Raw genomic sequence first — 13,029 nt, 5'->3', positions numbered from 1 at the left:
GGTGAACGGTTCGCAGCTGTACGCGACGAACACGAACGTGTCGAACCTCGCGGGCACGGTGACGAACATCGCCGGTGACGTGTCGAACATCGCCGGTAACGTGACCACGCTGCAAGGTCAGATGGCCGATGCGGTGTCGTACGACTCGTCGGCGCATGATTCGGTGACGCTGGGCGGTTCGGGTGCATCGCCGGTCGCGCTGCACAACGTGAAGGACGGCGACGTCTCGGCATCGAGCACGGACGCAGTGAACGGCTCGCAGCTGTACGCGACGAACACGAACGTGTCGAACCTCGCGGGCACGGTGACGAACATCGCCGGTGACGTGTCGAACATCGCGGGTAACGTGACCACGCTGCAAGGCCAGATGGCCGATACGGTGACGTACGACACGTCGGCGCATGACTCGATCACGCTGGGTGGTACCGACGCAACGACGCCGGTCGCGATCCACAACGTGAAGGATGGTGATGTCTCGGCATCGAGCACCGACGCGGTGAACGGCGCACAGCTGTACACCACGAACACGGCGGTTTCGAACCTGGCCGGCGACGTGACGAACCTGCAAGGCGACATCACGAACATCAACGGCAAGCTGCAGGACGCCGTGCTGTACGACACGTCGGCGCACGATTCGGTGACGCTGGGCGGTTCGGGTGCCTCGTCGGCAGTCGCGCTGCACAACGTGAAGGATGGCGACGTCTCGGCATCGAGCCTCGACGCAGTGAACGGCTCGCAACTCTACGCACTCGGCAGCAGCACCGCCGACTCGCTGGGCGGTGGCTCGACGGTGAACCCGGACGGTTCGATTTCGAACCCGACGTACAACATCGGCGGCAAGTCGTTCACGAACGTGGCGGGCGCGATCACGAATCTCGCAGGCGATATCACCAACATCCAGGGGCAACTCGGCGATACGGTGTCGTACGACTCGTCGGCGCATGACTCGATCACGCTGGGCGGTACGGATGCAACGACGCCGGTCGCGATCCACAACGTGAAGGACGGCGATGTCTCGGCATCGAGTACCGACGCGGTGAACGGCGCACAGCTCTACACCACGAACACGGCGGTGTCGAACCTGGCTGGCGATATCACGAACATCAACGGCAAGCTGCAGGACGCCGTGCTGTACGACTCGTCGGCGCATGACTCGGTGACGCTCGGCGGTTCGGGTGCATCGTCGGCAGTCGCGCTGCACAACGTGAAGGATGGCGAAGTCTCGGCATCGAGCCTCGACGCAGTGAACGGTTCGCAGCTCTACGCACTGGGCAACAGCACCGCTGATGCACTGGGCGGTGGCTCGACGGTGAACCCTGACGGTTCGATTTCGAACCCGACGTACAACATCGGCGGCAAGTCGTTCACGAACGTGGCGGGCGCGATCACGAATCTCGCAGGCGATATCACCAACATCCAGGGGCAACTCGGCGATACGGTGACGTACGACACGTCGGCACACGACTCGATCACGCTGGGCGGTACGGACGCAACGACGCCGGTGGCGATCCACAACGTGAAGGACGGCGATGTCTCGGCATCGAGCACCGACGCGGTGAACGGTTCGCAGCTCTACACCACGAACACGGCGGTGTCGAACCTGGCTGGCGATATCACGAACATCAACGGCAAGCTGCAGGACGCCGTGCTGTACGACACGTCGGCGCATGATTCGGTGACGCTGGGTGGTTCGGGTGCCTCGTCGGCAGTCGCACTGCACAACGTGAAGGATGGCGACGTCTCGGCATCGAGCCTCGACGCAGTGAACGGCTCGCAACTCTACGCACTCGGCAGCAGCACCGCCGACTCGCTGGGCGGCGGCTCGACGGTGAACCCGGACGGTTCGATCTCGAACCCGACGTACAACATCGGCGGCAAGTCGTTCACGAACGTGGCAGGCGCGATCACGAATCTCGCAGGCGATATCACCAACATCCAGGGGCAACTCGGCGATACGGTGACGTACGACACGTCGGCGCATGACTCGATCACGCTGGGCGGTACCGACGCAACGACGCCGGTGGCGATCCACAACGTGAAGGACGGCGATGTCTCGGCATCGAGCACCGACGCGGTGAACGGCGGCCAGCTGTACGCGACGAACACGAACGTGTCGAACCTGGCCGGCGACGTGTCGAACCTGGCTGGCGACATCACGAACATCAACGGCAAGCTGCAGGACGCCGTGGTGTACGACTCGTCGGCGCACGATTCGGTGACGCTCGGCGGTTCGGGTGCATCGCCGGTGGCACTGCACAACGTGGCAGCAGGCGAAGTCTCGGCATCGAGCTTCGACGCAGTGAACGGCGCGCAGCTCTACGCACTCGGCAGCAGCACCGCCGACGCGCTGGGCAGCGGCTCGACGGTGAACCCGGACGGTTCGATCTCGAACCCGACGTACAACATCGGTGGCGACACGTTCAACAACGTGGGCGGCGCGCTGACGAACATCGACGGCCGCGTGACGACCATCGCGAACGAGATCGACAACGGCACGATCGGACTGGTGCAGCAAGACCCGACGTCGCGCAACATCACGGTCGCGAAGGACACGGACGGTACGGTCGTGGACTTCACGGGCACGGCGGGTACTCGCGTGCTGACGGGCGTGAGCGCGGGCGAAGTGTCGGCATCGAGCGTCGATGCAGTGAACGGTTCGCAGCTGTACGCGACCAACACGAACGTGTCGAACCTCGCGGGTACGGTGACGAACATCGCCGGTGACGTGTCGAACATCGCCGGTAACGTGACCACGCTGCAAGGCCAGATGGCCGATGCGGTGTCGTACGACTCGTCGGCACACGACTCGATCACGCTGGGCGGTACCGACGCAACGACGCCGGTGGCGATCCACAACGTGAAGGACGGCGATGTCTCGGCATCGAGCACGGACGCAGTGAACGGCGGCCAGCTGTACGCCACGAACACGAACGTGTCGAACCTCGCGGGCAACGTGACGACGCTGCAAGGCGATATCACGAACCTGAGCGGCAAGCTGCAGGACGCCGTGGTGTACGACTCGTCGGCGCATGACTCGGTGACGCTCGGCGGTTCGGGCGCATCGCCGGTCGCGCTGCACAACGTGGCAGCAGGCGAAGTCTCGGCATCGAGTTTCGACGCAGTGAACGGCGCGCAACTCTACGCACTCGGCAGCAGCACCGCCGACGCGCTGGGCAGCGGCTCGACGGTGAACCCGGATGGTTCGATTTCGAACCCGACGTACAACATCGGTGGCGACACGTTCAACAACGTGGGCGGCGCGCTGACGAACATCGACGGCCGCGTGACGAACATCGCGAACGAGATCGACAACGGCACGATCGGTCTGGTGCAGCAAGACCCGACGACGCGCAACATCACGGTCGCGAAGGACACGGACGGTACGGTCGTGGACTTCACGGGCACCGCAGGCACTCGCGTGCTGACGGGCGTGAGCGCGGGCGCAGTGTCGGCATCGAGCGTCGATGCGGTGAACGGTTCGCAGCTCTACGCACTGGGCAACAGCACGGCTGATGCGCTGGGCGGCGGCTCGACGGTGAACCCGGACGGCTCGATCTCGAACCCGACGTACAACATCGGCGGCAAGTCGTTCACGAACGTGGCAGGCGCGATCACGAATCTCGCAGGCGACATCACGAACATCAACGGCAAGCTGCAGGACGCCGTGGTGTACGACACGTCGGCGCACGATTCGGTGACGCTGGGCGGCTCGGGCGCATCGCCGGTGGCGCTGCACAACGTGAAGGGCGGCGACATCTCGGCATCGAGCACGGATGCAGTGAACGGTTCGCAGCTGTACGCCACGAACACGGCGGTGTCGAACATCGCTGGCGACGTGACCAACCTGCAAGGCCAGATGGCCGATGCGGTGTCGTACGACACGTCGGCGCATGACTCGATCACGCTGGGCGGCACGGATGCAACCAAGCCGGTGGCAATCCACAACGTGAAGAATGGCGACATCTCGGCATCGAGCACCGACGCGGTGAACGGTTCGCAGCTGTACGCGACCAACACGGCGGTGTCGAACCTGGCTGGCGACATCACGAGCATCAGCGGCAAGCTGCAGGACGCGGTGCTGTACGACTCGTCGGCGCACGATTCGGTCACGCTCGGCGGTTCGGGCGCATCGCCGGTCACGCTGCACAACGTGGCAGCGGGCATGGTGAACGCTTCGAGCTTCGATGCCGTCAACGGTTCGCAACTCTACGCACTGGGCAGCAGCACGGCCAGCGCGCTGGGCGGCGGCTCGAAGGTGAACGCCGATGGCTCGATCACGAACCCGACTTACGTGCTGAACGGCAACACGTTCAACAACGTGGGCGACTCGCTGTCGAACCTCGCGGGCAACGTGACGACGCTGCAAGGCCAGATGGCCGATGCCGTTTCGTACGACTCGTCGGCGCACGATTCGGTGACGCTGGGCGGTTCGGGTGCGACGAGCGCGGTGAAGCTGAGCAACATCGCCAACGGTGATGTCTCGGCGACGAGCTCGGACGCGGTCAACGGCGCGCAGCTGTACAACGCGATCGCTGGCATCGAGAACATCGCTTCGTCCGGCAATCCGATGTTCGCAGCGGATGGCAATCGCGACACGGAAGCGGCGAATGCAAGCGGCACGCATTCGACGGCAGCGGGCGCGAACGCGGTGGCCAGCGGTGAAACGTCGACGGCAATGGGCGCAGGCTCGCAAGCCACGGGCAAGAACTCGACGGCGATCGGCGCGAACTCGACGGCGAGCGCGGAAGGTGCTGTTGCGCTCGGCGCAGGTTCGGTGGCGGATCAGGCGAACACGGTGTCGGTCGGCTCGGCTGGCAACGAACGCAAGATCGTCAACGTCGCGAACGGCACGAACGCCACCGACGCGGTCAACGTGAGCCAGTTGAACGACGCGGTGAGCACCGCCCAGTCGTACACGACGCAAGCGGTCGCGCAAGGCGTGCAGCAAGCCAACGCGTACACCAACCAGCAGATCGGTCAGGTTCGTCGCGAGATGAACTCGCTGGGTGCGGCGGCCATGGCGGCTTCCTCGCTGATCCCGAACGCACGGGCGGAAGGCAACTTCCAGATGGCCGTCGCGGCGGGTACGTACGGCGGTGAAAGCGCCCTGGCGCTTGGTGCGAACTGGTACGTCAACGACCGTCTCCTGCTGAACGCGCACGTCGCGCGTTCGACGGGCCCCGGCGGCAGCACCGGCGCATCGGTCGGCGCAACGTTCGGCTTCTGAACGCAGCGCTAACGAGGCCCGCCACGGGAAACCGTGGCGGGCGCGGAGAACGAAGTCATGAAGAAACTATTGCTATGCGGCGCACTGGCGACAGCGCTGTCCGCGTTGTCGGGCGCCCAGGCGTTCGCCAGCGTGGGCAGCGACGCCGAAGCGCTGATGCCCGCCGCGCAACGGATCGCCGATCCGTATCAGCGCGGTCTGGCCGAAGGCTGGCTGGAAATCGCCGATCGTCAGGACAGCCACGTGCTGGTCTCGAAGGTCTACAACGATGCGGCGGCGCGCTCGCTCAACAACGGCCGTCATTACATCGACGGCAGCGTGGCGTTCCAGCCGATCTACGGGCAGAAGAACTGGCCGCCCGTCGAGACGCGCGAGAAGTGGGTGAAGGCGCTGCAGGAAATCGAGCGCACCAACCAGCGCGCCGAGCAATCGCCGTGCAAGGGCGAGGACGCGGGTCGTTTGCGCGCGCTCACCGACGAAGCCTGGAAGGAACAGGACGAGACGCACGGCACGCATTGGGTGCACGGCTGGGACGCCATCGAGCGCGCGCAGAAGCTTGCGCAGAAGGTCAATGGCGAACTCGACAAGTGCGTGCCGCCTGCGCCGCCGCCTGTCGTGGCGCCGGTGGCCGCAGCGGTCGTTGCGCCGGTGGCAAAGCGCATCTCGCTGTCGGCCGACGCGCTGTTCGATTTCGACAGCGCCGTGCTCAAGCCCGAAGGCCATCGCCAGATCGCCTTGCTCGCGCAGCAGTGGCGCGAGTCGGGCGCGACGCTCAGCGTGGTCGGCATCACCGGCTATACGGACCGCTTCGGCTCGGCGGCGCACAACGACCGTCTGTCGAAGCAGCGTGCGGCGGCCGTGATGCGCGAGATGCTGGCGCAAGGCGTGCAGGCGCAGCGTTTCGAGATCGACGGTCGCGGCGCGTCGAATCCGGTCAAGTCGTGTGCGGGCAAGAAGGCGACGTCGGCGGTGGTGGCGTGTCTCGCACCGAACCGGCGCGTGGAGATCACCGCGAAGTAAGCGTGCGCTCGCGCGCTTCGAGCGGAGTGTGAGTCGGGCGGCGTACCGCTGCCCGATTGAGTAGGGCGATTTGCGGCGTGTCTTCGGGCACGCCGCTTTTTTTATGCGCGCCCGGCGCGCGACGTCACGCTTTCTTCGTCACCGATACCGCCGCAGGCTTGCCGAGCAACTCGATGATCGCGCGATGCAGCGGATATTTTTCAGCCAGCGCGGTGGTATCCGCGATCTCGAACTCGCTGAACTCGAACCCCGGCGCCACCGTGCAGCCGACGAGCGCATAAGTGGACGGATCGCAGCAGCGCGCCGCGAACCAGTGACCCGCCGGCACCAGCGCCTGGAACACCGTGCCCGGATGGTCGAGCGCGTGGCCGAGCTTGCGCGTGGACAGCACGCCGCGCTCGTCGATCGAGTGGATCTCGATGGGCGCGCCTGCGTAGAAGTGCCAGAGTTCGTCGGAGCGGATGCGGTGCCATGCGGAGTAGGCGCCGTCCGCGAGCAGAAAGTAGATGGCGGTCGAGGCGGCGCGCGTGCCGTCCTCGTCGCGGCCGCCGTCGCGGCGGACCAGTTTGTCGGAGCGATAGGTCTCGCTGTAGTAGCCGCCTTCGGGATGCGGTTCGAGTGCGAAGCGGCGGATCAGTTCGTCGACTGCGGTGTTCGCGGTGGCCATGACGGCGTCCTCCTGGATGATCGGCGGTGAACCCCACGCGCCGCCCAGTATGCCGCGTCCCGGCTCAGCGCTCCTGTTCGTCGATCAGCGCGAGCAGCCCGCGCAGCGCGTGCGCGGCGGCCTGCACGCGAATCTGGTCGCGATCGCCCTTGAAGACGAGCGTTTCGACGTTCGTGTGCAGCCGGTTGCTCCAGCCGAACGACACCATGCCGACCGGTTTCTCCGGCGTGCCGCCGCCCGGACCGGCGATGCCGGTGATGGCGAGCGAAACCTGTGCCCGGCTGTTGCGCAGCGCGCCCTCGGCCATCGCGCGCGCGACCGGCTCGCTGACCGCGCCGTGCTTCTCGATCATCTCGGCGGGCACGCCGATCATCTCGGTCTTGGCCTGGTTCGAATAGGTGACGAAGCCGCGCTCGAACCAGCCGCTGCTGCCCGAAATATCGGTGATGGCGGCGGCGACCATGCCGCCCGTGCAGGACTCGGCGGTGGCGAGCATCAGGCGCGCGTCGCGCAGCTTGTTGCCGGCGCGGATCGCGAGTTGGTGGACGACGGAATCGGTGGGCATGGCGGTGTGTCCGTGGCGGGTTGCCGTGTGGGTTGCCGAGGGTTGTGGGCGACGCGAAAAATCAGACCGACATGCGCCAGAGCGCGATCACGAGCAGCGTGAAGAAAGCGGCGACGAGGTCGTCGATCATGATGCCGAAGCCGCCCTTGAAGCGCCGGTCGAAATAGCGGATGGGCGGCGGCTTCACCATGTCGAAGAAGCGGAAGATCACGAAGGCCCAGAGCTTGCCGGTGAATTCGATGGGCGTGACCATCAGCAGCACGAGCCAGAAGGCGATGATTTCGTCCCAGACGATCGCTGACGGATCGTCGGTGCGCAGTTTCTTCGCCGTGAAGTCGGTAATCCAGATGCCCGCGAGAAAGCCGCCGAAGATCAGCACGCCCCAGTCGAGCACGCTCAGATAGCGGTTGAGCACTTCGAACGCGGCCCAAGCGAACAGCGTGCCGGCGGTGCCGGGCGCGAGCCGCGAGAGGCCCGAGCCGAAGCCGAGCGAAATGATGTGCAGCGGATGCGTGAGCATGAAAGGCGCGTCGGCGCGGCGCGGGCCTTTGGGCGTGCTCGCGTTTTGTCCCGCGGGCTGCGAGCTTGCCGGTAAAGCCGCCGACGACGCGCCGCCGGGCGCATCGGCCGGCGGCGCGCCGTTGCCGGCGGGCGAGGGCGTGGGGTCAGTCTGCATGGAAATGATCGAAGCCTTGCAACGTCAGGTTAAGTGGCGCGCCGGCGGCATCGTGCCAGGCGATGGCGGGCCGCGCGTGCGGATCCGCGCCGCTCCCACCTTGAGGCGAAGTTATTGTACCGATGCGCGTCACGCGCACACCCGCCTGTTGCGCCGCCGCCTCGACAGCCTCACGCCGGGCTTGCGCTGCGGTGAAACACAGTTCGTAGTCGTCGCCGCCCGCGAGCGCGCATTGCAGCTGCAGCTCGCGCGGCAGGCGCCGGAGCGCGGGCGAGAGCGGCAGCGCATCCACGTCGATGGCGGCGCTCACCCGCGAGCGTTCGAGGATGTGCCGCAGGTCGCCGGCCAGCCCGTCGGAGACGTCGAGCGCCGCGCGCGCCACGCCCGCGAGCGCGAGGCCCAGCGCCACGCGCGGCTGCGGATATTCGAGCGCGCGCCGGAACTGGGCGGCGTCGGCGGCGTCGATGGGCGTGTCCGGCCAGTCGTTGCGCAGCACGGCGAGGCCCGCGCGCGCGTCGCCGGGCGTGCCCGAAACCCAGACGTCGTCGCCCGGCTGCGCCGCATCACGCCGAAGTGCGACATCCTGCCGCACCGAGCCGAACACCGTCACGCAGAGGTTGAGCGGCCCGGCCGTGGTGTCGCCGCCGACCAGTTCGCAGTCGTGCTGATCGGCCAGCTCGAAGAGGCCCGCGCTGAAAGCCGCGAGCCAGTCCTCGCGCGGCTTGGGCAGCGCGAACGCGAGCGTGAAGCCGAGCGGCTTCGCGCCCATCGCCGCGAGGTCCGAGAGATTGACGGCGAGCGTCTTGTGGCCGAGCGCGTGGGGATCGACGTCGGGCAGGAAATGGCGGCCTTCCACCAGCATGTCGGTGGACACGGCCAGCATCTCGCCGGGCGCGGGCGCGACGAGCGCGCAATCGTCGCCGATGCCGAGCGCGGCGCGTCGCGTGTGCTCGCGCGCGCGCCGGGCGAAATAATGGTCGATCAGGGAGAACTCGGAAAGCATGACGAAAGGTCTATGACGAATGAATGGCGAGGCCGCTGCAAGGCCACGGCACCGGCCGCCGACGCGGCTTTGCCTGCACGGCGGTCGCGGCAGCTGCGCCTGAACTGAAAGGAATCCTGCTGGGGAATGGCGCTACAATCGGGCACATTCGCGTTCGAACTGTCATTCTAATCCGCACTCACGCCCCTGCCCCCATGTCGAATCCCGCCACGAACAAGCTTCGCGAAGCCGCCCTCGACTATCACGAGTTTCCCACCCCCGGGAAGATCGCGATCGCGCCGACCAAGCAAATGATCAATCAGCGTGACCTCTCGCTCGCGTACTCGCCGGGCGTTGCGTTCGCGTGCGAGGCGATCGTCGAGAATCCGCTGAACGCCGCGCGCTTCACGGCGCGCAGCAATCTCGTCGGCGTCGTGTCGAACGGCACGGCGGTGCTCGGCCTCGGCAATATCGGGCCGCTCGCCTCGAAGCCCGTCATGGAAGGCAAGGCGGTGCTGTTCAAGAAGTTCGCGGGCATCGACGTGTTCGACATCGAGCTGAACGAGTCGGACCCGCACAAGCTCGTCGACGTGATCGCCGCGCTCGAACCGACCTTCGGCGGCATCAATCTCGAAGACATCAAGGCGCCGGAATGCTTCATCGTCGAACGTGAAGCGCGCAAGCGCATGAAGATTCCGGTCTTCCACGACGACCAGCACGGCACCGCCATCGTCGTGGCGGCGGCGTTCACCAACGGCCTGAAGGTCGTGGGCAAGGACATCAAGCAGGTCAAGCTGGTGGCGTCGGGCGCGGGCGCGGCGGCGCTGGCGTGTCTGGACCTGCTGGTCGATCTCGGCCTGCCGCTCGAAAACATCTTCGTGACCGACCTCGCGGGCGTGGTCTACAAGGGCCGCACCGAGCTGATGGACCCGGACAAGGAGCGTTTCGCCCGTGAAACCGAGGCGCGCACGCTCGCCGAAGTGATCGAAGGCGCCGACATTTTCCTCGGCCTTTCCGCGGGCGGCGTGCTCAAGCAGGATATGGTCAAGCAGATGGCCGCGAAGCCGCTGATTCTCGCGCTCGCGAACCCCACGCCGGAAATCCTGCCGGAACTGGCGCTGGAAGTGCGCCCGGACGCCGTGCTCGCCACCGGCCGCACGGACTATCCGAACCAGGTGAACAACGTGCTGTGCTTCCCGTTCATCTTCCGCGGCGCGCTCGATGTGGGCGCGACCACGATCACGCGCGAGATGGAAATCGCCGCCGTGAACGCCATCGCGGAACTGGCGCGCCAGGAGCAGAGCGACGTCGTGGCCACGGCCTACGGCATCCAGGATCTGCAGTTCGGCCCCGAGTACCTGATTCCGAAGCCCTTCGACCCGCGCCTGATCGTGAAGATCGCGCCGGCCGTCGCCCAGGCGGCGATGGACGCGGGCGTGGCCACGCGTCCGATCGAGGACATGGACGCCTACGAGCAGCACCTCCAGCAGTTCGTCTACCACAGCGGCACGACCATGAAGCCGATCTTCCAGCTCGCGCGCGCCGTGGAGCCGGAGAAGAAGCGCATCGTGTTCGCCGAGGGCGAAGAGGAGCGCATCCTGCGCGCGGTGCAGATCGTGGTCGACGAAAAGCTCGCGAAGCCCATCCTGATCGGCCGCCCGGCGGTGATCGAGCAGCGCATGGCGCGTTACGGGCTGCGTCTGGTCGCGGGTCAGGACTACACGGTCGTCAACACCGACCATGACGAGCGTTATCGCGACTTCTGGCAGACCTACGCGAAGCTGATGGCGCGCAAGGGCATCACGCCGCAAATGGCCAAGCTCGAAATGCGCCGCCGCACCACGCTGATCGGCGCGATGCTGGTGGAAAAGGGCGAAGCGGACGGCATGATCTGCGGCACGGTCAGCACGACGCACCGCCATCTGCACTTCATCGACCAGATCATCGGCAAGAAGGCAGGCTGCAACGTGTTCGCCGCGATGAACGCGCTGGTGCTGCCGAACCGCCAGATTTTCATCGTCGACACGCACGTGAACGTCGATCCCACGCCCGAGCAGCTCGCCGAAATCACGATCATGGCGGCGGAAGAAGTGCGCCGCTTCGGCATCGAGCCGAAGATCGCGCTGTGCTCGCATTCGAACTTCGGTTCGAGCAACGCGCCGTCGGCGCAGAAGATGCGCGATCTGCTGGAAATCCTCCAGGAGCGCGCGCCCGATCTGCAAGTGGACGGCGAAATGCACGGCGACGTCGCGCTCGACGCGAATCTGCGCCGCGAAATCCTGCCGGAATCGACGCTCGAGGGCGAAGCGAACCTGCTGATCATGCCGAACATCGACGCGGCCAACATCTCGTACAACCTGCTCAAGACGGCGGCCGGCAACAACATCGCCATCGGGCCGATCCTGCTGGGCGCGGCCAAGCCGGTGCACGTGCTGACGGCGTCGGCCACGGTGCGCCGCATCGTCAACATGACGGCGCTGCTGGTCGCGGATGTGAACGCAACGCGTTAAGCGCGACGGATTCGCCGCTCATTTGCTGGGTTGGCGGCAGTCACAAAACGGCGTGTCCGGTCTCCGGCGCGCCGTTTTTTTGTCTTTTTTGCGATTGTAAAAGTTACCGGTTTGCCGCTTGTGCGCGGTCAACGGTGTGGTATCGCCGCCTGGCTGTGATTGCTTCCAGGTCCCATTAGCGATACCCTTACATCTTTCAGGGTCGTCGAACGCGTTATCCCCAGGGTGGAAATCCGTAAATGGTGCGCAGATGGCATGCATAGGACTGCCTGAGGATAATTGTGCGCAAAATGGCGTCGTATCGGCCAGTCAGGTTCGAGTAAATCCTTGTTCCCAAAGCGTATTTCGCGGTCGCGCCGGTGGCGCTGCCGGTCGGCTTGGGCGCGCGGTTTCGGGCTTTTTTCTGGTGGCGGCGCTGGCGTTCACGCAAGGCGCGGCAGCGCGAGGCTCGTCGTGGGATGAATCCGGCGACAGCGGCGCGGCCGGTGCGACGGTCGGAACGGTCAGTGTGGGCGCATTGCCGCGCGAGGCGGTCGCCACGCTCGGTCTGATCGGCGAGGGCGGACCTTACCCGTACGAGAAGGACGGCGTCGTGTTCGGCAATTTCGAACGGCAGTTGCCGCATCATCGGCGCGGCTTCTATCACGAGTACACCGTCCCCACGCCGCACGCGCACAATCGCGGCGCGCGGCGGATCGTCTGCGGCGGGCCACTCAGGCGCACCGACAACTGCTATTACTCCGACGACCACTACGCCAGTTTTAAGCGAATTGTTGAATGACACCGGGAAGAGCGGCATGAGCGATAACACTTACGCACACGACCCGCGGGTCGCGAGCGATCTGTTCGCGTCCGGCGAGGGCAACCTGTTCCAGCGCGTCATGCAGATGAAGCACGACGATCAGCAGCGCGAGGATCAGCAGCACGACAGCGTGCACACGGACGAGGCGCATTCATCGAACGAGGCGGCCATGAGCCTGTTTTCGACCGTCAGGCCGAATATCGTCCAGTCGATCCGCGCGTTCCGCGTCCAGGATCTCGCCGACGAGGCCGAGCGCCTGCAGCAGCATTTCCTCTATGCGTTCTGCGCCAACGCGCTGACCAAGCAGGAAGTGCTGGAGACCATCGCCACGTCGTTTCTGTTTCCGAAGCATTTCGGCAAGAACTACGACGGCCTGTACGACTGCCTGACCGATCTGGTGCAGAAGGCCGGCGAGCAGCCGGGCTTCGTGGTCGTGCTGGACGGCCTGCCGATCGCGCAGAAGTTCGATAAAGATGGCCGCGAGACGCTGCTCGATGTGTTCCGCGAGGCCTCCGAATACTGGGCCGAGCGCGGTGTGGCGTTCCGGGTCTTTTATTCGTTCGCCTGAACGCAGCCGGGC

The 13,029-nt window shown here is 65.8% G+C and carries 9 protein-coding genes; 5 read left to right on the top strand and 4 right to left on the bottom strand.

Annotated elements, in window-relative coordinates:
- Positions 1–37: 37 nt before the first annotated feature.
- Positions 38–5,227: a YadA-like family protein gene (locus U4Y88_RS34960; protein ID WP_415774540.1), complete on the top strand. Its 5,190-nt coding sequence runs from the start codon at positions 38–40 to the stop codon at positions 5,225–5,227.
- A gap of 57 nt (positions 5,228–5,284) precedes the next feature.
- Positions 5,285–6,247, top strand: a complete 963-nt coding sequence (locus U4Y88_RS34955) for an OmpA family protein (RefSeq protein WP_321789427.1) — start codon at positions 5,285–5,287, stop codon at positions 6,245–6,247.
- A gap of 124 nt (positions 6,248–6,371) precedes the next feature.
- Here the strand turns inward: U4Y88_RS34955 and U4Y88_RS34950 are convergent, their stop codons facing one another.
- The 4 genes from U4Y88_RS34950 to thiL all read right to left on the bottom strand — a co-directional run bounded on the left by U4Y88_RS34950 (position 6,372) and on the right by thiL (position 9,158).
- Complete coding sequence (locus tag U4Y88_RS34950) at positions 6,372–6,914, bottom strand: cupin domain-containing protein (RefSeq protein WP_224012085.1); 543 nt, start codon at positions 6,912–6,914, stop codon at positions 6,372–6,374.
- Between the two features lie 64 nt (positions 6,915–6,978).
- Entirely contained in the window at positions 6,979–7,479 is a 501-nt protein-coding gene (locus U4Y88_RS34945; protein WP_224012084.1) for a CinA family protein, read from the bottom strand.
- Positions 7,480–7,540: 61 nt separating this feature from the next.
- Positions 7,541–8,155 (bottom strand): phosphatidylglycerophosphatase A, encoded by a 615-nt coding sequence (locus U4Y88_RS34940; RefSeq protein ID WP_321789425.1) that lies wholly within the window; start codon positions 8,153–8,155, stop codon positions 7,541–7,543.
- On the bottom strand, positions 8,145–9,158 hold the full coding sequence (thiL, locus tag U4Y88_RS34935) for a thiamine-phosphate kinase (RefSeq protein WP_310633260.1): 1,014 nt from the start codon (positions 9,156–9,158) through the stop codon (positions 8,145–8,147). Before thiL ends, U4Y88_RS34940 begins: the two co-directional genes overlap by 11 nt.
- 194 nt (positions 9,159–9,352) lie before the next feature.
- Here thiL and U4Y88_RS34930 point away from each other — a divergent pair, with 194 nt between their 5' ends.
- From U4Y88_RS34930 to U4Y88_RS34920, 3 genes are all read left to right on the top strand, one after another.
- Positions 9,353–11,647, top strand: coding sequence for an NADP-dependent malic enzyme (locus U4Y88_RS34930; protein ID WP_310633259.1), 2,295 nt, complete (start codon positions 9,353–9,355; stop codon positions 11,645–11,647).
- Positions 11,648–12,062: 415 nt separating this feature from the next.
- Complete coding sequence (locus tag U4Y88_RS34925; protein ID WP_415774541.1) at positions 12,063–12,428, top strand: ribonuclease; 366 nt, start codon at positions 12,063–12,065, stop codon at positions 12,426–12,428.
- A gap of 16 nt (positions 12,429–12,444) precedes the next feature.
- Positions 12,445–13,017 carry a barstar family protein gene (locus U4Y88_RS34920; RefSeq protein ID WP_224012080.1) on the top strand — a complete coding sequence of 191 codons (573 nt, stop codon included), beginning with the start codon at positions 12,445–12,447 and terminating at the stop codon, positions 13,015–13,017.
- The last annotated feature ends 12 nt before the right edge of the window (positions 13,018–13,029 follow it).

The sequence above is a fragment of the Paraburkholderia sp. J94 genome, assembly GCF_905220285.1.
In the GTDB taxonomy this organism is placed as follows: domain Bacteria; phylum Pseudomonadota; class Gammaproteobacteria; order Burkholderiales; family Burkholderiaceae; genus Paraburkholderia; species Paraburkholderia tropica_A.
Note: the sequence above shows the minus strand (reverse complement) of the source record. Positions and strands in the feature narration are given on the sequence as shown.